This is a genomic window from Mobilitalea sibirica, from assembly GCF_015999265.1.
Taxonomy (GTDB): Bacteria; Bacillota; Clostridia; order Lachnospirales; family Lachnospiraceae; genus Mobilitalea; species Mobilitalea sibirica.
Genome location: NZ_JAEAGR010000003.1, coordinates 196,714 through 222,945 on the forward strand (window position 1 = coordinate 196,714; position 26,232 = coordinate 222,945).

At 36.6% G+C, this 26,232-nt stretch carries 23 protein-coding genes; 17 read left to right on the top strand and 6 right to left on the bottom strand.

What is annotated here, in order from left to right:
* Positions 1-397 precede the first annotated feature (397 nt).
* Both I5677_RS04435 and I5677_RS04440 read right to left on the bottom strand, forming a co-directional pair.
* A complete protein-coding gene (locus tag I5677_RS04435; protein WP_197660363.1) occupies positions 398-1,213 on the bottom strand; it encodes a histidinol-phosphatase HisJ family protein in 816 nt (271 codons plus the stop codon).
* A 63-nt stretch (positions 1,214-1,276) separates the two neighbouring features.
* Entirely contained in the window at positions 1,277-3,049 is a 1,773-nt protein-coding gene (locus I5677_RS04440) for an Rqc2 family fibronectin-binding protein (RefSeq protein WP_197660364.1), read from the bottom strand.
* Positions 3,050-3,705: 656 nt separating this feature from the next.
* Here I5677_RS04440 and gdhA point away from each other — a divergent pair.
* From gdhA to I5677_RS04495, 11 genes are all read left to right on the top strand, one after another.
* Complete coding sequence (gene gdhA, locus I5677_RS04445) at positions 3,706-5,040, top strand: NADP-specific glutamate dehydrogenase (protein ID WP_197660365.1); 1,335 nt, start codon at positions 3,706-3,708, stop codon at positions 5,038-5,040.
* Positions 5,041-5,382: 342 nt separating this feature from the next.
* Positions 5,383-7,260 carry an urease accessory protein UreH domain-containing protein gene (locus I5677_RS04450; RefSeq protein WP_197660366.1) on the top strand — a complete coding sequence of 626 codons (1,878 nt, stop codon included), beginning with the start codon at positions 5,383-5,385 and terminating at the stop codon, positions 7,258-7,260.
* Between the two features lie 132 nt (positions 7,261-7,392).
* Positions 7,393-7,893 (top strand): DUF2318 domain-containing protein, encoded by a 501-nt coding sequence (locus I5677_RS04455; protein WP_243456493.1) that lies wholly within the window; start codon positions 7,393-7,395, stop codon positions 7,891-7,893.
* A gap of 134 nt (positions 7,894-8,027) precedes the next feature.
* Positions 8,028-8,234 (top strand): copper chaperone CopZ, encoded by a 207-nt coding sequence (gene copZ / locus I5677_RS04460; protein ID WP_197660368.1) that lies wholly within the window; start codon positions 8,028-8,030, stop codon positions 8,232-8,234.
* A gap of 234 nt (positions 8,235-8,468) precedes the next feature.
* A complete protein-coding gene (locus tag I5677_RS04465; protein WP_197660369.1) occupies positions 8,469-9,170 on the top strand; it encodes a response regulator transcription factor in 702 nt (233 codons plus the stop codon).
* Positions 9,171-9,173: 3 nt separating this feature from the next.
* Complete coding sequence (locus I5677_RS04470; RefSeq protein WP_197660370.1) at positions 9,174-10,562, top strand: sensor histidine kinase; 1,389 nt, start codon at positions 9,174-9,176, stop codon at positions 10,560-10,562.
* Positions 10,563-10,681: 119 nt separating this feature from the next.
* A complete protein-coding gene (locus I5677_RS04475; RefSeq protein WP_197660371.1) occupies positions 10,682-13,162 on the top strand; it encodes a heavy metal translocating P-type ATPase in 2,481 nt (826 codons plus the stop codon).
* A 496-nt stretch (positions 13,163-13,658) separates the two neighbouring features.
* Positions 13,659-13,976, top strand: coding sequence for a PadR family transcriptional regulator (locus tag I5677_RS04480; RefSeq protein WP_197660517.1), 318 nt, complete (start codon positions 13,659-13,661; stop codon positions 13,974-13,976).
* Positions 13,977-14,108: 132 nt separating this feature from the next.
* Positions 14,109-14,762: a hypothetical protein gene (locus I5677_RS04485; RefSeq protein ID WP_197660372.1), complete on the top strand. Its 654-nt coding sequence runs from the start codon at positions 14,109-14,111 to the stop codon at positions 14,760-14,762.
* Positions 14,759-15,613, top strand: a complete 855-nt coding sequence (locus tag I5677_RS04490) for a DUF4097 family beta strand repeat-containing protein (protein ID WP_197660373.1) — start codon at positions 14,759-14,761, stop codon at positions 15,611-15,613. The genes I5677_RS04485 and I5677_RS04490 overlap by 4 nt, the downstream gene beginning before the upstream one ends.
* A 30-nt stretch (positions 15,614-15,643) precedes the next feature.
* Complete coding sequence (locus I5677_RS04495; RefSeq protein WP_197660374.1) at positions 15,644-15,826, top strand: PspC domain-containing protein; 183 nt, start codon at positions 15,644-15,646, stop codon at positions 15,824-15,826.
* A 280-nt stretch (positions 15,827-16,106) separates the two neighbouring features.
* Here I5677_RS04495 and I5677_RS04500 read toward each other — a convergent pair whose 3' ends face one another.
* Genes I5677_RS04500 through I5677_RS04510 form a run of 3 tightly spaced genes read right to left on the bottom strand, consistent with a single transcriptional unit; the run spans position 16,107 to position 17,549 of the window.
* Positions 16,107-16,262 (bottom strand): hypothetical protein, encoded by a 156-nt coding sequence (locus I5677_RS04500; protein ID WP_197660375.1) that lies wholly within the window; start codon positions 16,260-16,262, stop codon positions 16,107-16,109.
* A gap of 30 nt (positions 16,263-16,292) precedes the next feature.
* On the bottom strand, positions 16,293-16,649 hold the full coding sequence (locus I5677_RS04505) for a response regulator (protein WP_197660376.1): 357 nt from the start codon (positions 16,647-16,649) through the stop codon (positions 16,293-16,295).
* A 12-nt stretch (positions 16,650-16,661) separates the two neighbouring features.
* The gene (locus I5677_RS04510; RefSeq protein WP_197660377.1) at positions 16,662-17,549 is read right to left on the bottom strand and encodes a chemotaxis protein CheX; all 888 of its coding nucleotides are present in this window, start codon (positions 17,547-17,549) and stop codon (positions 16,662-16,664) included.
* 362 nt (positions 17,550-17,911) lie between these two features.
* On the opposite strand from I5677_RS04510, the gene argS reads away from it, so the two are divergent.
* The 6 genes from argS (at position 17,912) to pyrF (ending at position 25,384) form a co-directional block, all read left to right on the top strand.
* Complete coding sequence (argS, locus tag I5677_RS04515; protein ID WP_197660378.1) at positions 17,912-19,681, top strand: arginine--tRNA ligase; 1,770 nt, start codon at positions 17,912-17,914, stop codon at positions 19,679-19,681.
* Between the two features lie 50 nt (positions 19,682-19,731).
* A complete protein-coding gene (locus I5677_RS04520; RefSeq protein ID WP_197660379.1) occupies positions 19,732-21,087 on the top strand; it encodes an ATP-binding protein in 1,356 nt (451 codons plus the stop codon).
* Between the two features lie 14 nt (positions 21,088-21,101).
* A complete protein-coding gene (locus I5677_RS04525; protein WP_197660380.1) occupies positions 21,102-22,436 on the top strand; it encodes an ATP-binding protein in 1,335 nt (444 codons plus the stop codon).
* 56 nt (positions 22,437-22,492) lie between these two features.
* The gene (locus I5677_RS04530; protein ID WP_197660381.1) at positions 22,493-22,885 is read left to right on the top strand and encodes an NUDIX domain-containing protein; all 393 of its coding nucleotides are present in this window, start codon (positions 22,493-22,495) and stop codon (positions 22,883-22,885) included.
* 77 nt (positions 22,886-22,962) lie between these two features.
* Positions 22,963-24,252, top strand: a complete 1,290-nt coding sequence (locus tag I5677_RS04535) for a dihydroorotase (protein ID WP_197660382.1) — start codon at positions 22,963-22,965, stop codon at positions 24,250-24,252.
* Positions 24,253-24,454: 202 nt separating this feature from the next.
* Positions 24,455-25,384 carry an orotidine-5'-phosphate decarboxylase gene (pyrF, locus tag I5677_RS04540; protein WP_197660383.1) on the top strand — a complete coding sequence of 310 codons (930 nt, stop codon included), beginning with the start codon at positions 24,455-24,457 and terminating at the stop codon, positions 25,382-25,384.
* Positions 25,385-25,638: 254 nt separating this feature from the next.
* On the opposite strand, the gene I5677_RS04545 is transcribed toward pyrF, so the two are convergent.
* Positions 25,639-26,163, bottom strand: a complete 525-nt coding sequence (locus I5677_RS04545; protein ID WP_197660384.1) for a peptidylprolyl isomerase — start codon at positions 26,161-26,163, stop codon at positions 25,639-25,641.
* Positions 26,164-26,232: the final 69 nt, after the last annotated feature.

Below are 26,232 nucleotides of genomic sequence, written 5' to 3' on the forward strand. Positions count from 1 at the left end.
ACTATAAAAGAACTAAGATAATAGAACTATACTAGAAATATAAAAGAAAGAGCTATCAAGAACTACAAAAGAACTATATGAAATAAGAATGAACAATGATAAGAGAAACTGTTATTTCTCTTATCTAATAACGAATGAAGAAAGGGCTATTTCATATTATATTCGTATCTGAAAAAGACGGGACATAGGATTTCCCTAAATACACTATTTGGTGAACAACTTTTATGAATTGTTTGACTGTTACGTACATTCAAGTACGTAAACCAGGCAGACAATTCATAAAAGTTGTACTCCAACGAGTGTGTGTGGGAAACCTATGTCCCTTCTTGTTAACATAGATTAAATAGAAATAGCCTTTTCTTCATCCGTGTTTCCGTTATACTAATCATCAGTTCTTTTATAGTTTTTCGAATATCGGTTTACCATCCTTAAAAGTGGTATAGTATTTGAAACCGATGGACTTTAATAATTCAGCTGTTTTTAGAAAATCGTAACCCAGATGCTCCGGTCTATGGGCGTCGGAGCCTATGGTTATAATTTCACCACCAAGTTCTTTGTAACGGACTAAAACCTCGGTCTTGGGATGTGGATGCCCAAGGCCGTATTTGTATCCCGCTGTATTTACTTCAATCCCTTTTTCGTGTAACAAGATGGTTTTAAGGACTTCATCCAAAATATCCGCATATTTTTCATAAGGATAGGTAAGATATTTCTTTTTCGTACTGGGAGCATAGCGGACAATATAATCAATATGGCCATATATATGGAAGCCTTGATATTGGTTACAATTATCGATAATTGATTGAAAATACTCTGTGATACCTTCCTCCTCCGTTTTATTTATCCAGAATTGTGGATAAAACGGATCAAAATGATCCACTACGTGGGAAGAACCAATAATAAAATCGAATGGATATCTATCAGTAAGAGCAGTCATACGGTCTGTTATGTGTGGCTGTAATCCCAATTCGATACCGGTTAAGATCTCGATTTTAGATTGATACTTTTGCTTCATTAAGGATAATTTATCCATATAAGCCTCGATATCAAATTCAAAATTTAAATTACTTACCGGCGGATAATCGTAATCCATATGGTCCGTAAAACAAAGCTTTTTCATACCCATAGAAATTGCTTGTTCAATCATTGTCTCCATAGGCGCATTGCAATCACTGGAGAAGTCGGAATGTACATGATAATCGGCTAAAATCATAAATAATCCCCTTTTTATTCATAGGTTGATTGTTATCTGTTTATTTATATATTAATTCCCTATTTATTCTATCTGGGTGATACCGGTAATGTCTGTATCGGATATCATTGAGTAATTAGTATAATATACGACAAATCCCGGTTTGCCTCCACCGGGCTTCTTTATATTCTTCTTTAAGGTATAGTCAATTTCTACTTTGTCAGCATCTCTTGCCCCGGAATAATACGCTGCCAGTTTGGCTGCCTCCTCGAAGGTACGATCAGGCAGTTCATCTCCTCCGGCCTTTACAATAACATGGGAACCGGGTAATTTCTTCGCATGGAACCACCAATCGCCGCCATCGGCAAACTGGAAAGTAAGTTCATCATTTTGAAAATTATTCTTTCCGACATACATATGATAGCCGTCGGAGGAGATATAATGAAACGGCTGGCTTTTACTTCCAGTTTTCTTTTGATTGTTCTTTTTATCCGGTTTGTGGGATCTGTTAGAATACTTACGCTTGATATAACCATAGTCCATCAATTCCTGTTTCAACTGCGTTAAGTCATGCTCCTCGGTTGCGATATCAAGAGATGTTTTAATGGATTCTAGATGGGACAATTCATCCGCCGTTTCCTTTATCAGGGTGGTCAAAGCATCATAAGTACGTTTAAGCTTGTTATACTTCTCAAAGTAATGCTTGGCATTCTCCATGGGCGTTATGGTAGGATCGAGGGGAATGGTTATCTCTTCGTTGGTATAATAATTAACGGTTTTTAATTCTTTCGCTCCCGGTTGCAGCTCATAACCATAGGTGGTAATCAGTTCACCGTATACCTTGAACTTATCCCGCTTATCCGTATCCTTTAACTGTTTTAACTGTAAATCGTATTTTTTAGCAGCACGATCTATGGCATTGGCTACTATTTTTCGAAGATCAGCCGATTTTTGACGAATCCTGGCCACCGAACTTTTCGAGGCATAATATGTCTCCAACATGGCGGATACGGAGTCAAATCTCTGAATCTCATGTCCATCATAACAGGTTAACATCACACTGGAGAATTCAACGGGACTTCCATCCAGCGATATGATATTTGGCACAAAAGCATGAGTTTTTACTTCCTCCATTAACCGTTCCAGATTGCGATATAAATGAATGGCAGTAGCTTCGTTTAGGGTATTCATCGAATCTTCTGAATCTAAAGAAGCCCTATGACAGATTTCGTTGGCTATTAGAGGGCTGATGCCGGTCAAAGAAGTATATAACGCTTTCCCGATTGGTTGGGGTTTACTTACTATGGTTGATTGAAACGCATCAAAATCAATTGTTAAAGGATCTGCTTTTTGTGTTGTTTCCGGTATAAAATACTCTCTGCCGGGCAGTACCTCACGGACGGAGCTTATGAATTGATTCACTCTTTTTATGCTGTCAATGATAGTCATATCTTCATTACAAAAAATGATATTACTATGCTTTCCCATCAACTCTATGATTAAAAATTTTACCTTTACATCTCCCAGTTCGTCCAAATGCTCCAACTTAATATTAACAATACGCTCCAAGCCGGGTTGTGATATATCCAGTATTCTTGCATTGTTTAGATGCTTGCGAAGCAGCATGCAAAAATTTGGCGCAGTCAGGGGACTGGGCTTGGTGTTCTGTGTCAGATAAATTAAGGGTAGACCGGCTCCGGCAGATAAGAGTAGCTTATATTGCTCTCTGGCCTGAGCTTTTATAGTAAGAATTAGTTCATCCTTTTCCGGTTGGGCTATTTTATTAATTCTGCCGCCAAGCAAGGCGTCTTGCAGTTCCTTTACAACATTAGCTATTACGATACCATCTAAAGCCATAACGTTCTCCTTTATTATAATGGTTAAGAAGCTTAACCTGAGATTAATTTAATATAGTATTCATATGAAAACCGATGCATTCTATTGTATAAGAGCAATAGCGAGTAATGTATGATACACTACTTAAGAATAATACCTGTAAACAGGCAGTACGAGTATATTTGAAGTTACAATCTCTATACTTGTGTATTAATTATTCTTAATAATACGGTTGGTTTATGCATGAATTATATCATACTCATTTTGAAAAGAATACCACTTTTCCAGGGAAGATGCAAATTTAAGGTTTCTTCTTCATAGGAAATCCAATCTGGTAATGAAGGTGATAAATAGAAAATGATATTTGTAGGAAATATCATGAAAAAATTGAATAAGAAAGCAGAAATGGAGCAATATAATAAAAAGTTGAATTTATATTATAAGCCCAGGAATAAAAAGTAAAATAATTTGCGAATGCCCTTGATCATAAACGGTCAAAATGTTGATGCTGGGTAAATATTAAAATAAAATTTATATTTATGCAATAAATTTAATAAAAGGACTTGCATTAAATGGAAAACCCAGATATAATGGAAAAAGGCAAATACAAAGGCGCATTTGTTTTTTTTAATGCACCTTTTTTTTGTAATCTAAATTTAATCAAAGGAGATTAAAGTATGGGATACGTTGATGAAGTAATTGAATTAGTAGTTAAGAAAAACCCGGCAGAGCCGGAATTCCATCAAGCCGTTAAAGAGGTTTTGGAATCTCTTAGAGTGGTAGTTGATGCGAACGAAGAGAAATTCAGAAGAGAAGGACTCCTTGAAAGACTGGTAGAACCCGACAGACAGATTAAATTCAGGGTACCCTGGGTAGATGACAAAGGAAATGTGCAGGTTAATACGGGATATCGTGTACAATTTAATAATGCGATAGGACCTTACAAGGGCGGATTACGTTTACACCCTTCCGTAAACCTGGGTATTATTAAGTTCCTGGGATTTGAGCAGATCTTTAAAAACTCTTTAACCGGACTTCCGATCGGTGGCGGTAAGGGTGGTTCTGATTTCGATCCTAAGGGTAAATCAGACAGAGAAGTATTAGCTTTCTGTAAAAGCTTTATCACAGAGCTTTACAAATACATCGGTGCAGACGTAGACGTTCCTGCCGGTGATATCGGTACAGGCGGTAGAGAGATTGGTTACATGTATGGCCAGTTTAAGAAAATCAAAGGAACCTACGAAGGTGTGTTAACCGGCAAAGGTTTAACCTATGGTGGATCTCTTGCCAGAACAGAGGCTACTGGTTATGGCTTATTATACTTAGTAGAAGAGATGTTAAAATGTAACGGTAAGGATATCAAAGGAAAAACAGTTACAGTATCCGGTTCCGGTAATGTTGCTATCTATGCAATTCAGAAGGCTCATCAGCTTGGTGCTAAATGTGTGACCGTAAGCGATTCCACAGGATGGGTATATGATCCGGAAGGTATTGATCTTGAGGCACTTAGAGAAATCAAAGAAGTAAAAAGGGAAAGATTAACTGAGTACAAAAAATACAGACCGAATTCCGAATACCATGAGGGCAGAGGCGTTTGGACTGTAAAATGTGATATCGCACTTCCATGTGCTACACAGAACGAATTGTTCATAGAAGATGCCAAGGCATTGGTAGCTAATGGATGTTTCGCAGTAGCAGAAGGTGCTAACATGCCTACAACTCTAGATGCAACTGAGTACTTATTAGCAAATGGTGTATTATTTGCTCCAGGTAAGGCAGCGAATGCCGGTGGTGTAGCTACTTCAGCACTTGAAATGACTCAGAACAGCGAAAGATTAAGCTGGACCTTTGAAGAAGTAGACTCAAAATTACAGCAGATCATGGTAAATATCTTCCATAGCATGGACGATGCTGCTAAGAGATACAATGCACCCGGTAATTATGTAATAGGTGCGAACATTGCAGGCTTTGAAAAAGTAGCAACTGCTATGATGGCACAGGGCATTTGGTAAAATAATATAATAGATGAAATAAGAGATATTTAATTAGTAAATAGTTTAATTGTCTCAATGAAAATGTATTCTTAGAGGGCCGAAGAAAGGTACTCTAAGGATACATTTTTTTATTTAATAGGAAAGTTCTCCGAACTTACCTATTAAATAAAAATCACTCCATGAAGGATGCACACTTCGCGGTTAAGAATATGTTGCTTCGCAACCCGCTCAGGCGCAGAGAATGTGCCTAGGCACATTCTTTGTTCTACTATAAGCTTAAAAACACTAATATCTATTCTACATAAATTCTACACAATATGATGTTAAGCTTAGAATGAATTATGTAGAAGGAGGAAGGCTATGTCTGCAGATGTTGTTACAAAAACAATTATAATTGATGGCATGACTTGTGTGAGTTGTGAAAATAGGATAGAGCAAATGCTATCAGATACAGTTGGGATTGAGCAAGCGAAAGTAAGCTATAGCAATGGCACGGCACGTATTACATTCTACCCGGATATTCTTAATTTAGATCAAATCAAGGGAAAAATTGAAGAGTTGGATTATCAGGTCAGAAAATTAAATGTACAGGATCCGGCGAAAAAGAGTAACATGAGCATTACTACTTTTTTAGGTGTAGCAGTGATTCTATATGCCCTATATCTTATAGTAGACCGTTTTGTTGGATTTGATTTTTTTAACGCATTTCCAATTGCGCGGGAGGGCATGGGTTATGGCATGCTATTTATCATAGGATTATTAACTTCGTTCCATTGTGTAGCCATGTGTGGAGGGATCTGTCTTTCTCAATGTGTACCAAGGAAGGAAATCGAAGGAGAGAAAGAAAACAAACTCTCTGCCTTAAGACCCAGCTTATTATATAATCTCGGACGGGTCATTTCCTATACGGTAATCGGTGGTCTTGTGGGAGCGCTGGGTTCTGTAGTAAGCTTTACCGGAAGTTTTAAGGGGATTGTACAAATAATAGCCGGTGTTTTTATGATTATTATGGGATTGAATATGCTTAACCTGTTCCCATGGCTAAGAAAATTAAACCCAAGGATACCAAAGGTTTTTGCTAAAAAGATTCATAGTAATAAAAGAAATAACAGTCCGCTCTATGTAGGGCTCTTAAACGGATTAATGCCTTGTGGGCCCTTGCAAGCGATGCAGCTCTTTGCTCTTTCCACCGGCAGTCCTGTAAGAGGAGCCTTAAGTATGTTTTTATTCAGCATAGGTACGGTGCCTCTTATGCTCGCATTTGGAGCTCTTAGTTCTTTCTTAAGTAAAAAATTTACGAACAAGATGATGATGGCCGGCGCTGTAATGGTTGTAATACTGGGTGTTGTTATGTTTAATAACGGATATAATCTTTCCGGATTTACAGTTCCAACTGCTATCGGAGGTACCAGAAGCAGTACAGCAGCTGTTATAGAAGATGGAGTCCAGACGGTAAGGACGAAGCTTTCCTCAGGAAGGTACGAACCGATTACAGTACAAAAAGGGATACCGGTAAGATGGATTATTGAAGCTGAGGATGGAACCATAAACGGCTGTAATAATAGTATCTATATACCGAAGTATGACATGTCCTATGATTTCGTTCCCGGTGAGAACGTTATTGAATTTATTCCTGATGAAAGCGGTGTTGTTCCTTTCACTTGCTGGATGGGAATGATACGAAGTAGAATTACTGTGGTTGAGGATCTTAGTAATACAGATGTCGATACAGATCAAACAGCATATATAGAGGATACTGATTCTGAAATAGGCTATCCTTTTGAAGAAAACGGTCTTGATGAAGTTGACCAATTTGCTAATTATACAATACCTACGGATGAAATTGCGATAGCTGAAATATTAGATGGGATACAATATGCCACAATTAATCTTAATGGGAGTCGGATATCTCCGGCAGTCATAGTGGTTCAAAAGGATGTAGAGACTACGTGGACAATCAATGCAACGAATATTAATGAGAGCAGTGAAGCACTGATATTCCCCTATTATTATACTAGTCTTCCCCTAGAGGAAGGTGAAAACCCGGTATATTTTATTCCTGATATAGATTTTGATTTCTCTGCTGTCGATTATAGCTTTTTCGGTTATGTTAAAGTAGTAGAAGATATTAATAATATTGACATAGATGTAATAAAAAATGAAATCAATTTTTATATACCTACAATTCAGGAATTTGATGGTGGGCCATTTATAGGTGAGGGACCATCTTGTCATTAAAAGAAACCTTAGCTTTATAAAACCTTAAAGAGAAATGAAAACAAATCAAGATTAAGAAATTAAAAACAATATAAGAAAAATTAGATATCAAGATTAGAGTATAAAAAAATGAATGTTAAGGAGAGGCTTAAAATGAAAAAAGGTTCTAAATTTAATTATAAAAATATACTGTTTGCATTTGGTGTAATTGCAGCGGTGGTAGTAATCGTTTATCTACAAAATAAACCGGAAGACTCCAATAACAATACGATTAAAGCAGAGACAGTAAAGGATAGCGATATTATAATACCTATTAGCAGTGTATCGGAAACGGCAACTTATTATCCTGCTGAGATTAATGGTACGCAATTAGAGGTAATCGCGGTAAAAGCGCCGGATGGAACCATAAGAACGGCATTTAATACCTGTCAGGTCTGCTATAGCTCTGGAAGAGGTTATTATATTCAAGAAGACGATGTTTTAGTATGTCAGAACTGCGGTAACCGATTTGCAATGGATGATGTTGAAGTAACAAGAGGCGGTTGTAATCCGGTGCCAATTACAACGGATTACAAAACAGTTGATACAGATAATATTACGGTATCAAAGGATTTTCTGGAACAGGCGACTGTAATTTTTCAGAATTGGAAATAAAGTTAAGGATTAAGAAACGAATACTCTGTTTATTAAATTATTATAGTAGACATTTGTTTATATCTTATGGATAGAATATTTAATATATACTATAATAGTATTAGCAATACAAATAAGATATTGGAGGAATTTATATGGAAAATATTGTACTCAAAGTTAACGGTATGTCTTGTTCCCACTGTGAAAATGCAGTAAAAAAGGCAGTAGGAACCATGGATGGAGTAGATAAGGTTACAGTAAGCTTGGAGGATAAAGTGGTTGTTGTGGATTATGATAATTCAATCGTATCCTTAGATAAGATCAAAGAAGAAATTGAAGATCAGGGATATGAGGTAGAATAGAAACGAAAAACAATCATTCTTGTGTTTGAAAGGTTTATCACTCAGCTATGCCGAGCATAAAGTATAGTATGAGTGATAAATCTTTAATTGGTAAATCACTGAAAGTAAATGTAAGATTATAATTTACTGATAAAGTTTTATACGAAAGAAAAGTACATTAATCTATAGCCTATTATATAAAATATTTAGTCTGTAAAGGCTACCGGATTATATGTAGTAATCGGAGGTAACTATATGAATCAGTCTTTCAAAAAAATACTGGTGATCGAAGATGAAGAAAAAATTGTAAGTGTTTTAAAGTCCTTTCTGGAAAGTAAGGGCTTTTTTGTAATATGCGCCAATAATGGCAAACAAGCTTTAGACTTATTTAATAGTGAAAGGATATCCCTAGTTCTTCTAGACTTAATGATACCCGAGCTTTCCGGGGAGGAGGTCTGCAAAACCTTACGTCAGAAATCAAAGGTACCCATCATAATGTTAACTGCAAAATCCAAAGAAGAGGATATGCTGAATGGATTAGGAATTGGTGCGGATGATTATATAACAAAGCCTTTTAGCTTAAAAGCTTTGTATGCCAGAATAGAGGCAGTAATGCGAAGAGCCGGAGATACGTTTGAGTCTGAAAATAGTATCAAATCCTATAAAAACAAAGATCTTACTATCGATTATGATAGCAGAATTGTAACTAAGCAGAATGTAGAGGTTAAATTAACTCCAAATGAATATAAAATACTGGCAACCTTAACGAAGCATCCCAATAAGGTATTTACCCGTGATGAATTAATTGCCTCTGCTTTTGGAGATGAGTTTGAAGGATTTGACCGTACCATAGACAGTCATATTAAAAACCTGCGGGCTAAGATCGAAGACGATACAAAAAATCCAACTTATGTGAAAACGGTTCACGGTGTTGGATATAAGTTTGGGGGTGAATAATTTTTGAAAAAAATTAGCACAAAATTAACCTCAGCCATGTTTGTATTGGTTTTATTCACAGTTTCCGTTATTAGTTTTTCATCAAATCATCTGATTAACAAGCAATTTACGCAGTATATTTCCCGTCAGCAACAACTTAGAGAACAAATTATTACCTCCAGTCTAAGTCAGCAATATGCAAGGCTAACAGATCAATGGAACCTGGATTACATTCATACGATTGGAATGTTTTCACTTTATGAGGGATATATTCTGAAGGTATATGATAATGAGGAAAATATATTGTGGGATGCACAGGCTCATGATATGGAGCTTTGTAATCGTATTATAGCTGATATTTCAAAAAGAATGAGAATTAAATATCCGCAGATGGAAGGTGAGTTTACAGCGATTTCCTATCCGCTAACACAGTCCGGAATTGTAATAGGCTCCGTAAGTATTAGTCATTTTGGGCCTTTTTTTCTATCGGAAAATGATTTTCGTTTTTTAGATTCCCTGAATAAGGTACTATTAGGAGTGGGTTTTATTTCTTTAATCATGGCGGTATTTCTCGGTAATCTAATAGCAAGACGAATCAGCCATCCGATTTTAAAGACAATTGATATTACGAAGGAAATTGCAGATGGAAATTACCAGGTTCGTCTTAAAGAAGCAGCAAACAGCAAGGAACTGAATATGCTAATCACCTCAGTAAATCATCTGGCGTCTTCTCTTGAAACTTTAGAGAAGCTACGTAAACAGCTAACAGAGGATGTAGCACATGAACTTCGGACACCAATTACAATATTACAGTCTCATATCGAAGCAATCATAGAAGGAGTTTGGGAACCCAACACAGAGTGGATGCAAAGCTGTTATGACGAAACAATCCGGATAGGTAAACTTGTTGACGATCTGGAACAGCTGGCAAGGATTGAAAGTAGCAATCTGAATTTGAATAAAAAAGAGTATCTTTTGAAGGACTTGATTCAAAAAACAGTGACAGGTTTTGAAGGTGAACTCTTCAATCAGAATAGATCAATTAATGTGCTTGGGCCTGAGGTTAGTGTTAGAGCAGACTATGACAGATTACAACAGGTACTTATCAATCTTATTTCCAATGCAGTAAAATATTCGAAAGAGAAAGGAAATATTATCATCGAAGTCTTTGAAGCAGAAAACAACGTAGGTTTTCATGTTAAGGATGACGGGATTGGCATTCCGGAAGAAGAACTGCCCTTCATCTTTGAACGATTTTACAGAGCCGATAAATCACGTAACCGACTTACAGGAGGTACCGGTATAGGGCTAACAATTGTTAAATCTATAATAGAGGCTCATGGGGGTCGTATTCTATTAAAAAGTAAATTACATGAAGGAAGTGTATTTACAGTTATATTACCAAAGAATTGATATGACAATATACTAATATATTACGTAAACATACTTGACTTTAACATAATTCATGTTATAATTAACACATACCCCCCACCCGTGTAGGGTATTAATAATATCATGAAGGGAGAAACCCAATGAAAAAAGAAACAGTGGGATTTAAAATCGAAGGAATGTCCTGCAGTAGCTGTGCTGCTAATATTCAGAAAAAATTAAATTCTATGGATGGAGTGATCAATCCAAATATTAATATAGCAATCGAAAAAGGACAGGTGGATTATGATGCTGATATTATCAGTGCTAAGGAGATTTTTAAGGCAGTTGATGATTTAGGCTATAAAGCGATACCGGAAACTGATCAAAGCAAAGAAAAGATAACTATGAAAGTCAATGGTATGACCTGTTCTTCCTGCTCTAACAGAGTTGAGAAGATGTTAAACAAAACAGAGGGTATTGTGACAGCTAATGTTAACTTTGCATCAGAAAAAGTAACAATAGAGTATAATCCGAAAGAAATCCGTTTAATTGATATGCAAAAGAAGGTGAAAGACTTAGGTTATGAACTGGTCTATGAGGAAAATACCGATGAAGGTATCGATGAGGATGAAGTAAAGATTCAAAAGACGGCCAGAACCATGAAGATCTCTGCCATCTTATCCGGTACTATCATGGTGCTGATGATGTATCATATGTTTGTTCAGATGATACCCGGATATCTTATTATAACAGCAATCTTAGGTGCACCAATTATATTCGGTACCGGCTGGCATGTCCATGTTGGTAGTTTCAAGGCTCTTAAGAACAAAAGTCCTAATATGGATGTTTTAGTTACATTGGGATCGCTGCCGCCATATCTAATTGGTTTACTTGGTTTCTTTATGCCGGTACAGACCTTTATTGAGATGGCTACCACCATTATGACGATGCATCTAATCGGTAAGTATCTTGAAACCCGTGCAAAAGGTAGAGCATCTCAGGCAATTAAAAAACTCCTTCAGATGGGTGCTAAAACAGCTAAAATTATTCTTAACGGAGAAGAAGTTGAAATACCTGTAAAAGATCTGCAGGTTGGGGATATCATGGTGGTTCGCCCCGGCGAGAAGGTGCCGACCGATGGTATTATTATGGAAGGTAAAAGCTTAATTGATGAATCCATGGCCACCGGTGAGTCAATGCCTGTAAAAAGAGAGGCGGGGCATGAGGTGATCGGTGCTACGTTAAATAAGCAGGGAATGATTAAAGTAAAGGTTACAAAAGTTGGTAAAGATACGTTCCTGTCTCAGGTGATTAAGATGGTAGAGGAGTGTCAGGGTTCCAAGGTTCCTATCCAGGAATTTGCTGACCGAATTACCGGATTTTTTGTTCCTGCAATTATTCTCATAACCATAGGCACATTTATTTCCTATATCGTATTTCCGGAGTTTCATGCGGGAATTTTAGAATGGGGTTCCTCCTTCTTACCTTGGATTAATCCCGATCTAACCCCTCTTACCCTGGCATTTATTACCGCAACGGCAGTCTTGGTTATATCCTGTCCTTGTGCCCTGGGCCTTGGTACACCGACAGCCCTGATGGTAGGAAGTGGAATTGGTGCAGAAAAAGGTATCTTAATTCGTAACGGTGAAGCGATTCAAACCTTTAAAGAAGTGAAAGCGATTGCTTTTGATAAAACAGGTACCATAACGAAGGGTAAACCGGAAGTTACAGATATTGTAGTAGTGGAAGGAATAAAAGAAAAAGACTTTCTTTATTACGCCGGAACGATTGAAAACGGCTCAGAACATCCTCTGGCACATGCCATAGTGGAAAAAGTCAAGAGTGAAAAGATTGCTTTTGGTAAACTGACTGATTTTAACGTAGTGGTCGGAATGGGTGTTATCGGAGATGTTGACGGAGAAAAAGTTTTGGTTGGTAACAGAAAATTAATGCAGGAGAATCAGATTTCGTATGATGCTTATGAAAATGAATTAATTCGCCTGGAGGAAGAAGCGAAGACTGCCATGATGATTGCTAAGGGTAACCAACTGTTGGGTATCATTGCCGTGGCAGATCCGATTAAAGAAGAATCCGCTGCAGCAATCGCTGAGTTGGAGAAAATGGGAATAAAAACAGCGATGATTACCGGTGACAATAAAAGAACAGCTGCCGCTATTGGCAAAAAAGTAGGAATCAGTCATGTGATTTCTGAAGTGCTACCGGACGGTAAAGTAGAAGAAGTGGTAAGATTACAAAAACAATATGGTACCGTGGCAATGGTTGGTGACGGTATCAATGATGCTCCGGCATTAAAACAATCCAATGTGGGTATTGCTATTGGAACAGGAACTGACATTGCAATTGAAGCTGCTGATGTAACCCTAGTAAGAGGTGAACTGACGGGTATTGTATCGGCAATTAAATTATCCAAAGCAATCTTTCGAAAGATTAGAGAAAATTATTTTTGGGCATGGTTTTATAATGCCATCGCGATACCGGTTGCTATGTTAGGATTACTGCATCCGATGATAGGCGCCGGAGCAATGGCTTTAAGTTCATTAAACGTTATCTACAATTCGTTAAGGCTTAAGAAGGTAAATATTAGTCCGGAATTTAATAATAGTGCTATGAGTAATAAATAGATATTGTTATAGAATAGAAGTATACAGATGAGTGTTTAAGATGAGTTAACTCTTAATATATGAAAAAAAAGAACAAACTGTTACCTACCAGGGATGCAGTTTGTTCTTTTTTTAATTAAAGCTAATTATTGTAACAAGACTTTTTATATTTAACTGTTTGGTTAATCTTGAAGTTCCTCAAGGAAAATTGAAGAAAGAAGTAATAAAACATCGTTAATAATGATATAAAGCTAAAAAAAAGTAAGGTGTACTTTATACTACATAGTTTCTCTTATAGAAATCATAGAAAAACTTTGTGAAGTAAAGCCATTTTAAACTTTAATTTCATTTTCTATAACTACTTTGCGGTATGACACAATAAAATAAATAGAAAATTATTGAAATTACTATTGACATATAATATTATACGATGTATAGTATTGTTAAATCAATAATATTATTTCTGTTATAAATAGTTATGGTTTGAAAAGGAAGGAACTTGAAGGGAGTTGATGTTATGGTATTTAATACCGGTTCAGCCTTGCTGGATGCTATCGTACTGGCTGTTGTCTCGAAGGAACCGGAAGGTACCTATGGATACAAAATAACACAGGATGTACGGGAAGCAATCGAAATCTCAGAATCAACCTTGTATCCGGTACTAAGGAGGCTCCAAAAGGAAGATTGTTTGGAAGTATATGATATGGAGTACGGAGGAAGAAATCGAAGGTATTATAAGATAACGGATAAGGGAATGATACAGCTTAGGTTATATCTGGATGAGTGGATAAGATATTATAAAAAGATAAATATCATATTTGAAGGAGTGAACTAGATGTCAAGGTTAGAGTTTATGAAAGAGCTGGAGGGCTTACTTACAGATATCCCGATAGAAGATAGAGAAGAAGCATTGTAGTATTATAATGATTATTTTGAGGATGCGGGAGCGGAGAATGAAGAAAAGATTTTGAAAGAGCTGGGTTCTCCACAAAGAATTGCAGCAATTATTAAGGCGGATCTTAATAATAACACATCTGACCCGGATAGCAGGGGATATTTCACGGAAAAAGGTTATCAGGATACTGTCTATGTAGATGAAAAGTATGAGATTGTAGATGTGGTTGAGCAACCAAATCAAAAGAATACGAAGGATAATACGAATCAGAAACAAAGTCATGAGAAGGAATATTCTTCGGAAACTAAAACATATACTGCTGCCGATAATACACAAAATAAGAGCAGCAAAACGAACCTTCCGCTTATTATATTAATTGCTCTATTTACCTCGCCAATTTGGATACCATTATTCTTATCCTTATTTGGTGTCGGGATAGGAGTAACCATAGCAGTTGTTGCCACAATCTTTTCGTTGTTTTTCGGTTTTGGTTTGGCAGGCTTATGCATGATGGGAGCCGGTATTGCCCTATTTATTGTTGGTATCATTAAGCTGGGTGTTCCTTTGATTGGGCTTTTACTCTGTGGAGCAGGACTGTTGGTATTTGGACTTGGAATGCTCTTTGTGTTACTTAGTGCGGTAATATTTAAGGCACTTCCTGCAATTTTTAGAGGTTTCATCAATTTATGCAGGTTACCGTTTAAGAATAGGAGTGTGATGGCATGAGAACATTTATGAAAATATGGTTGGCCATTGGTCTGATTTCAATTGGCATAGGAATTGGTTTAACCGCATTGATGACCTTTGTTATAGCCGCTAAAAGTAATAATAGTATTGAAACCTTTACCATTGATGAAACATACGAGAAAGTCACTTCATTGGATTTTCATATTGCCTACGGAGAAGTGTTTATCAAAGAAGGGAAAGAATTTAAGATTACCTCAAATAATCTGATTTTTGATAACTTCGAATCCTATGTTCAAGATGGAACCTGGGTGATAGAAGATAATGCAGAGGATTATATAGATCTCTTCGGTGTTAATTTACCCATAGATAATCTAATTAGTTGGGATGAGGACAATTCTCCTACAATCACAATCACAGTGCCGGAAGGCTTCGTTGCTGAGGACATAGCCCTGCTTCTGAATGCAGGTTATATGGAGGCAGATGTACTTCGATCCAAGAAAGGTACCTTTAAGGTGAATGCAGGAAGTTTAAGACTAAAACAGGTTGAAGTTTATGATTCCTCTGAGTTTCATATAGGTGCCGGTGAAATGATACTTGACGAGATGAAATTAAATGATATCCGCGTGGATGTAGGAGTAGGAAGCATTAAAATGGATGGCAATATAACCGGAACGAATGATATCAGCTGTGGCATTGGAAAAATAGCTATGGATTTGGAGGGGGATGAAAAAGATTATTCCTTTAAAATTGACTATAATTTAGGAAATGTTATAATAAATAATATGAATTTTCATAAAATATTTAATAAAAGGGACATGGTTTCAAATTCAGACACAGAATTTAATTTGGATTGTGGTATCGGAAGTATTATAATAAAAACAAACGAATAATAAATCAATATAGAAAGGAGTTATTTAATTATGGAAGAGAAGAAATTATATCGGTCATCAACCAATAAAATGATTAGTGGTGTATGTGGAGGAGTTGCAGAATACATTAATGTAGATCCTACGATCGTGAGACTTTTATGGGTGATATTCGGCTTGACCAGCATAGGTATATTTGCATACATCATAGCTGCCATAATCATGCCAGTAAAATAAGCAAATGAAAGTTATAGTAGCATCATTTAGATTCTTTTAATTAAATGTAATGAAACGAGAAATATTAATTACAAGTTCTATAATAAGAACAGAGAAAAGACAAGACTTAGAGTAACCCTGTGTCTTGTCTTTTCTAATCTATGAAATACTAAATAATAATTATATGTAGAAAAAGAGAGCGGGAGGCTATGGTATTCCCTAAATGCACTATTTGGAGAACACATTCTAAGATTTATCTGACTGTTACGAACATTTATGTACGAAAACAGTCAGATAAATCTTAGAAGATGTACTCCAACGAGTGTGTGTGGGAACCCATAGCCTCCCGCTCTCTTGCATAACGTATAACAGTAACTACAGGCAAAATAAATGCCAGTATACTGATAATCGGCATACCGGCATAGGAGTAACTATGGCAAATAATTGGATTGCTCATTCATTATAATCTAAAATGTAATACTATGACTTATAATACACGATTAATGATTTCAATGATCTGAGCTGATTCAAAAGGTTTTGCAAGGAACTCTGCAGCGCCATATTTCACTGCATCCACCATTTTGGATTTTTGTCCGGCGGCAGTAACCATAACTACTTTTGCATTTTTGTCTATATCCATTATGTTTTTTAATGCTTCCAGACCATCCATTACAGGCATGGTAATGTCCATGGTAGTAATGTCGGGATTTAATTCTTTGAACTTATTAACAGCATCTTCTCCGTTAACAGCCTCACCTATTATCTGATGACCATTATCTTCTAATATGCTTCTCAGAATTTTACGTGATGTTCTGGAATCATCAACCATTAGTATTCTTGCCATTTTATTAACCTCCTAATTTATCTCAACCTTATTATCTACTACAACAAGTAAGTCAGATTGTTTTCCTTCAATTACAACCGGAACAACATAGATATCACCCTTTGATGCTAATGTCTTATCTTTATAAAATAATGGAGGAGTCATATCAATATGTATATCATCATTGCTTAATTTTGAGGCAAATAAACCGTTGATACAATTAATAAATTCACATACAGAGTCAAAGGAATCCTCATTCATCTCAGTGAATTCCTCTTTAGCAAAGGGATTAGCGATTGTTAACAATTCATCACCTTTTGAGGCAAAACCCAGAAAAATATCATGATCGCCAACAACCTGCTGATATCCTAGATTACCGAAGGAATATTCCTTCACCATATAAGCTTTCTTTAACATGATATTATTATGAATAAATCTTACAATATTTCTAATTGCAATACTGATACATTCACCGCCAAATGGGATATCAGTGTCTACAAATACCGGTATGATTCGGTCAATATCACCGGATTTTAATGCATCTATTTCACTATCAGAAAAATTATGATCACTTTTATATGCTTCCAAATAAATTTCAATTTCATCTATGGTCATTATATGATTTTCTGTAAGCGCTTGAACGAATTTTAGATAAGGATTGCCTTGCATGTTAAGAAGATAGTTCACTTCTTCAGTTAACAGGTAGCCTTTGTCTATTGCGATATCACCAAAACGTCTGTCCATCTGTTTCTGCAATTCATTCACTTCTTGTGCCTGCTTGGTGGTTAATAATTTTTCTGCAACAGCAATAAGCCCCAATTTAACCCGTGAATTCTGTTGCTCTTTTATAACCTCATCAAATTGTGATTGAGAAATTTTATTCTTATCTACTAAGTAACTTCCAAAGTACTGCCCGAACATATTATTTCTCCTTTCGTAATCCAAAATTCTTCCCCATACATTCAGTAATAATAATCTAAGCGATTTTCCCAATACATTACTTAAAATACAGTTTTACTACAGAATGTTCGTATATATAATAATATACAACAATTTATATAAAAAAAATAGTCTTTATTTGAAAATTAAGCATTTTTTTTCAGCATAGTAAATGTATACGTATATTGTTAATTATTTACTTTTGGTATATTGTGAATAGAAGTATTACAAAATTATAATCTATGTGAAGCATAAATTTGATGAACATATAGCATAAAATTAGGATGACAATTATGCCCATCTATGTTAAAGTATTGTTTAAGTTAAGAGATACGGAGGTCAGAATGAAAACTATAATCGAATTAATAACAGAAGAAGTGAAAAATGCATTTGAAGGTAAAGGCTATGAAGGAAAATATGGAATTGTATCCTTATCAAACCGGCCTGATTTATGTCAATATCAATGTAATGGGGCTCTAGCAGCTGCAAAACAGTATAAAACCGCTCCAATTAAAATAGCACAGGAAATTGTGGACTTATTACAAGATAAAGCAATATTTAAAGAAATCGCAGCAATTATGCCCGGTTTCATTAATATAACCCTCAGTGAAGAGTTTCTTGCGGGGTATTTAAATAAAATGAAAGATACTGAAAAATTCGGATGTCAGTCAGAAGGCCAGCCAAAGACCATTATCGTGGACTATGGTGGTCCGAATATAGCAAAACCTTTACATGTAGGACATATGCGTTCAGCAATTATAGGAGAGAGCATTAAGCGCATCCTAAGGTTTATGGGTAATAAAGTAATCGGAGATGTGCATTTAGGTGATTGGGGAACGCAGATGGGTTTAGTAATCGCCGAATTAAAGAGAAGAAAGCCGGAACTGGTTTATTTTGATGAAGCTTATACCGGTGAATACCCCAAGGATGCTCCTTTTACAATCTCTGAATTAGAGGAGATCTACCCCGCTGCCAGTGAATATTCTAAATCAAATCCTGAATTTAAAGAGGAAGCAAAAAATATAACATATCAACTTCAAAATGGTCATAAAGGATACTCTGCGATCTGGAATCATATTTTAGAGGTTTCTGTATCCGATTTAAAAGAAATATATAAGACCTTAAATGTTGATTTTGATTTATGGAAAAAGGAAAGTGACGCCTTACCATATATTTCGGATATGATAAATTATTTTAAAGAAAATAACTTTACAAGAGTCAGTGAGGGTGCACTTGTAGTGGATGTTAAGGAAGAGACAGATACGAAGGAGATACCACCCTGTCTCATATTAAAATCTGACGGTGCCGCGCTGTACCAGACAACCGATCTGGCTACCATTATTGAGCGAATGAAATTATTTTCTCCGGATCAGATCATCTATATTACAGACAAGCGTCAGGAACTTCATTTTGAACAAGTATTTCGTTGTGCAAGAAAGACAAAACTGGTAAAAGAAGATATGATACTTAACCATATCGGTTATGGTACAATGAACGGTAAGGATGGAAAACCCTTTAAAACCAGGGAAGGCGGCGTTATGCGTCTGGAATATCTGATTAAGAGCGTAACGGATGAGGTTTATCGTAAGATAATGGAGAACCGTAGTATGGAGGAAGAGGAAGCCAGGGAAATTGCCACGAAGGTTGGATTGGCAGCATTAAAGTACGGTGATTTGTCAAACCAGATTTCTAAAGATTATGTGTTTGATGTTGACCGCTTCACCTCCTTTGAAGGAGACACCGGCCCTTACATTCTTTATACGATTGTTAGAATAAAATCAATACTGGCAAAATACAGGGAGTTAAATAATGAAGAGGAAGCCGATATCCTGATCTTGCCCGCCGATTCATCAAGTGAACAGGAGCTCATGCTTGAAATCACTAAATTTAATGAAATGTTGGAAACGGCTTATAAGGAGATGGCTCCCCATAGAATTTGTCAGTACATTTATGACTTGGCCAATGCATTTAATACATTCTATCATAATACGAAGATTATCTCAGAGGAGGACACAAAGAAAAAAGCCTCCTGGATATCATTGATTACACTGGTGCAGAATGTATTGCTGATCTGCATTGATTTACTTGGAATTGAAGCACCGGAGCGAATGTAATCAAGGAGATAATACCAGTAGCTTAACGAAAGATTAACAGGGGTGATGGGATGTTAGTAAAGAGAACAGCAGAACTAAAGCTTCTTGAAAAACAATATGATTCCTTACAAAGTAACCTAGTAATTCTATATGGAAGAAAAGGAATAGGTAAGACCTCCTTATTAACTGAATTTATGGAAGGAAAGCCTTCTTATTATTATGCTGGTGTTGAATGTGAAAATAAGATGCAGTTGGAGCGTATAAACCAACAATGGATGGGTTCATTATCGATGGATGGCTTAATTTTAGATTATCATCATCTGTTCCTGTCCATGCTACGAAGACAAAATCAAAAGGCAATTATTGTATTGGATGAATTTCATCTTATCTGGCGTAATAATCCTGAGGTTTTAGAAGCATTTATTAAGCTCTTTGACCAAAACACCCCATTTATGTTGTTGCTTTGCAGCTCCTCCACCAGATGGGTTGAGAATGAAATGGTGGGAAGCATGGGAAACTTCGCGACGTTTATTACAGCCTATTTAAAGCTGAAGGAATTTACCTTTGTGGATTTTGTGAACAGATTCCCCAAATCCTCTGTTGAAAATTGTATCTATATTAATGCCATATTAGGCGGAGTACCTGAGTATTTAAACGAATGGCAGGAGAGCCGTTCTGTTAAGAACAACATTATTGAGATATTTTTAAATAAAGATAGCAGATTGTTCACCGAACCTTGGCAATTTCTTAAGCAGGAATTAAGGGAACCTGCGGTGTATAATACCATTCTTGCCGCATTAGCTGAGGGTAATCGAAAGCTTAATGATCTTCATGCAGTGACCGGTTATTCCAGGGCTAAAATCATCGTATATCTTAAGAATTTAATACAGCTGGATGTTGTTGAAAAATTGGTTCCTCTGGGGGATGAAGGCAGGGAAAATGCAAAAAAAGGCTTATACCGCATTACAGATCATTTCCTTGGTTTTTGGTATCGATTTGTATTCCCTAATATGTCAAGACTGCTTTTGGGACAAGGAGAAGAGGTTTATCGGGAAAAGATCGAACCTAATTTAACCGATTATCTGGGCGAATATTTTGCGGATGTTTGTACAGAATTTCTTAAATTAATGAATCAACACCAGAGATTATCCGGCAATTATCTATGGTGGGATCGCTGGTATGGAAAAAACGGTACCATTGATATTATCGCGAAAGAGCAAAACGGCAATACATTAATCGGTAAGTGTCTATGGGAAAATCGGAATATGGATATCGTTGATTATGAAAAGTTACTCAGCCTATCTAAGGAAGCGGGACTAAAAGAAGATATCTGTTATCTCTTTTCCAAAACAGGCTTTAGTAATGAGCTAAAGAGCTTGGTTCAGGGTATGGATAGAGTTCGGCTGGTAGGGTTGGAAGATTTATAGGAAGAAGGACAGATATGTATCGGTTATTATCAAAATTAGTTGTTTATAAAAACATTGGTGAGGATTGTCTGTTACTTAGGCTATCAGAGGCATTAAAGGAATCCGAGCAATACCTTAATAATCATAAAGATTTCACCATAATAAAAGAAGAGATAATTTCTAAAATCTATACCATAATAAATGAACTCCTGGATTTAGCAACTAATTATGGTTTTAATCATAATCTCTGGCATGATTACCTTAGTTATGTGTTAGCAACCAGTGAAAACCCGTTTAGTATAACCTGTGAAAAGGTTGGTGCTAAGGAAGGCACGGTGAATCAATTTGCGAAAAGTGATTTCAAAATATTCAAACAGCTCTTTGATTACGATTTTGAACCTTTAGAGAAAGGGCTTGGGATTAATTGCTTCTCCGTAATAACCAATTATAAGGCAATTGATAAAAACAGCAACAGATATAATAAAAATGTCAGCGATAAGGTTAGGATGCTGAGTTATAAAATAGAAAATGCCAAGGACGAAGATGAGATATTTCAAATAGTAACTGATTTTTACAGGGATTATGGAGTAGGAAAGTTTGGTTTGAATAAAGCATTTCGGATCAAGAAAGACCATAACCGTACAATCATTTATCCCATTACCAATACCCAGGAGGTAAGGCTCTCTGATTTGGCAGGATATGAGATTCAGAAGAAAAAACTTATAGATAACACCAAAGCTTTTGTGGAAGGGAAGATGGCGAATAATGTTCTCTTGTTTGGTGACAGTGGAACCGGTAAATCCACTATGGTAAAGGCCATATTAAATGAATATTATCCTAAGGGACTAAGGATGATAGAAATCTATAAGCACCAATTTGAAGAATTGTCCACCATAATTTCTCAGATTAAGAATAGAAATTATAAATTTATTATATATATGGATGATCTATCCTTTGAAGAGTTTGAAATAGAATATAAATATCTAAAAGCTGTTATTGAAGGCGGACTCGAGATAAAACCGGATAATGTATTAGTCTATGCCACCTCAAACCGCAGACATCTGATACGAGAGGTATGGAATGACCGTTCTGATATGGAGAAAACAGAAGAAATTCACCGTTCAGATACGGTACAGGAGAAGCTTTCCTTGGTTGCTCGATTTGGTATAACGATTAATTTTTCTGCTCCCGGTAAAAAGGAGTATCAGGAAATAGTCAAATTCTTGGCCCAAAAACATGGCAATATCACTTTATCGGAGGAAGAACTCTTATCAAAGGCTAATCAATGGGAGTTATCCCATGGTGGAATGTCCGGGCGTACGGCACAGCAATTTATAAATTATCTTGCAGGACTAGAGAAGCAGGAATAGGATCAGTATAGGTCTATAATAAGGACGCACTGAAAAATCCTTAAGGGGAAGATACGATGAATAAATATCGAATACTGGTAAAGGGTATCGTAAAATATGAGGATAAATACCTTGTGGTAAAAAAATGGTACGACGATCGGATATCAGAGCCCTATCAATGGGAATTTATTGATGGACACATAGAATTTAAAGAAAGTCCGGATAAGGCGGTCTTACGCCACATCTATGATCAGACAGGACTTTCGGTTGTGATTGATAAGATATTATATACCTGGACCTTTATGACCGGAGATGTCTATAACATAGGTATCAGTTATCTATGTTTAACTACAATTGACAGTATAACGCTTTCCGAGGAATTAACAGATTACCGATTTATTCACCGAGAGGAATTTGAACATTATCTTAGCAAGAAGGTCCTGGAGGATTTTGAAAAGTTTGAAGGATAATTAGCATACCTATTAACCTACAAAGGGATATTATGAGAAGTTTATTACATAGGTAAATATGATAAGGAGGTAGTCTTTTGCTCACTTTAATTAAGAACGGGTATATCATCGATCCAAAAGCGAAACGTGAAGGCATATTTGATATATTAATCGAAGGGGATCGCATTAAAAGGATTGATAGCAATATAATACCTGAAAAATCTGCTACCATTATAGATGCATCCGGTAAAACCATCATGCCCGGATTTATTGATCTGCATGTGCATCTGAGGGAACCGGGTTATGAGTATAAGGAAACCATAAAGACCGGCTCTATGGCAGCGGCTGCCGGAGGATTTACCACCATCTGTCCTATGCCAAACACAAAACCGGCCACGGATTCATCTGAGGTGATTCGCTGGATCCTTGATAGAGCCAAGCAGGAGGCAGTGGTTAATGTTCTTCCCATTGGTGCCATAACCTTAGGGCAGGAGGGTTTAGAGCTTACGAATATGCAGGAGCTTTTTGAGGCAGGAGCAGTTGCAGTCAGCGAAGATGGTAAATCCGTGATGGATACGGCTCTTTATGCAGAAGGAATGAAATTGGCTGCCGGTAACAAGCTTCCGGTATTTGCTCATTGTGAAGATAAAAGTTTGGTTAAGAGCGGGGTTATGAATGCAGGTAAAAAAGCATCTCTACTAGGCCTTGCCGGGATTAGTAATGCAGTTGAGGATATCATTGTTGCCAGAGATATTCTGCTTGCTAAGGAAACCGGTGTAAGGCTTCATTTATGTCATTGTTCCACAAGGGATAGTGTGAAAATGATTTCTCTTGCCAAAGAGGAAGGTATTAAAGTAACCGGAGAGGTATGCCCCCATCATTTTGCTTTAACTGATGAGGATATTCCATCCGATGATTCCGATTATAAGATGAACCCTCCACTACGTTCGGCCGATGATGTAGAAGCATTAAAAGAAGGACTTAGGGATGGTATTATCGATGTAATTGCAACAGATCATGCCCCCCATTCTGAGGAGGAAAAATCAAAATCCATGGCAGAAGCACCCTTTGGCATTGTGGGACTGGAGACTGCTTTTTCCTTATCCGTAACTCATCTTGTAAAAACCGGTTATCTGACACCGGTACAATTAGTTGAAAAACTCAGCGTAAACCCAGCAAAGATACTTGGCATAGATAGAGGAAGTATTAGTGAAGGATGTGTGGCTGATCTGGTTATTGCTGATTTTGATATAGAGTATACAATTGATAAAAATAGCTTTTATTCGAAGGGTAAGAATACACCTTTTCATGAAAGTAAGGTGATTGGACAAATTCTCTATACCTTTGTGGCAGGAAAAGTGGTGTATCAAAAAAGTAGAAATTCGTAAACAAGCAAATGAATGAGAAAAACTATTAAAATTATAGTTTCTATAGAGAAAAAAAACCGGATGAACGGTGACTAATATAATGTGGATTTTATTCTAAGAATTTATAGTTTGGTTAACTGGGCGAAAGTTTGTATTATTAGGTACTTTAATAGGGTGATTCATCACTCATTTTATAAAGAATAAGAATACCGGAGGAAATAAGATGATTAACAGATTAGTTGAAAAAATTGAACAGATGGAAGCGCCGATCGTTGTGGGTTTGGATCCGATGCTTTCCTATATGCCGAAGCATATTCTTAAGAAAGCATACGATGAAAAAGGTGAGAACCTGGAAGGCGTAGCAGAAGCAATCTGGCAATATAATAAGGGTATCATCGATGCCACCTATGATCTGGTTCCGGCTGTGAAACCACAGATTGCCATGTATGAGCAGTTCGGCTTGGAGGGTATGAGTGCTTTTAAGCGGACAGTGGATTACAGTAAAGAAAAAGGTTTAGTCGTAATCGGTGATGTAAAGCGGGGAGATATCGGTTCTACCTCCGAGGCTTATGCAACCGGACATCTTGGTAAGGTTATGATCGGAGGAAAGGAATACCGCGGTTTCGACGAGGACTTTATCACTGTTAATCCATATCTTGGTTCTGATGGAATACATCCTTTCATTGATGTATGTAAGGAGGAGGAAAAAGGGTTATTTATTCTGGTAAAAACCTCGAATCCTTCCAGTGGTGAGTTTCAGGATCAACTAATTGATGAAAAACCACTTTATGAGTTGGTAGGTAAAAAGGTAGCTGAATGGGGTGAGCTTCATATGGGATCCTCTTATAGCTATATTGGAGCTGTCGTTGGTGCAACCTATCCGGAGATGGGAAAAATATTACGTAAGCTTATGCCGAGAACTTATATATTGGTTCCTGGTTACGGAGCACAGGGTGGAAAAGCAGAGGATCTGGTACACTACTTTAATAAGGATGGCTTAGGTGCTATAATAAATTCCTCCAGGGGAATTATAGCTGCTTATAAGCAAAAAGGTTATGAAAAGTTTGGTGAAGAAGGCTATGCCGATGCTTCCCGACAGGCAGTCATAGATATGAGAGAGGATTTAAGAAAAGCATGGATGGCCTCTAAGTAAAAGAATAGGATGCTTTTGAGCTGATACCTGATTATGTTCAGGCCTGCTTTAAAAGCATCCATTTTTTATCCTAGTTTATTATTACTATTATATTTTGCTTTTTGTTAAATCTTAGAGTAATATTATTTCATTAGTTTTTATTACTTGCATTAATGCTATTTCATTATTTTTACTAATGTTCCTGTGTATTTTTTGTGCGAAAGTTTCCATGACAATATTGTTATCATAGATATTTCGGAAGTAATACTAAGAAATTAGCAAGTCTCCGGTTCCGGATAATCTACTCCAAAAGTCTCTACGGTTACTTTTTTCATAATCTGAGGTTCCAAAGGGGCATCAGAAAAATCCGTCTTCGTCTCAGCAATTTTATTGACATTATCAAGACCTTCTATTACTTTACCAAAAGCAGCATAAGAACCATCCAGATGAGGGGAATCTTTATGCATGATAAAGAACTGGGAACCTGCGGAATTAGGACGTTGTGACCTTGCCATAGAGATAACGCCCGCTGTATGCTTAACATTATTCTCAAACTGATTATAGGAGAATTCACCTTTAATTGAATAACCGGGTCCGCCCATACCTGAACCTTCAGGGTCACCGCCCTGGATCATGAAGCCGCGGATTACTCTGTGAAATTTCAGTCCGTCATAGAAGCCTTTTCGAGTCAGAGAGATAAAATTGTTCACTGTATTCGGTGCAATATCAGGATATAATTCTAGTTTAATGATATCACCGTTTTGCATTTCAATTGTTACGAGTGGGTTATTTTTTTCCATATGCATATCCTTTCAAAACGAATTTACCTGCAGAGTTTCACAAGTCATTTGTTGGTAAATATAACATAA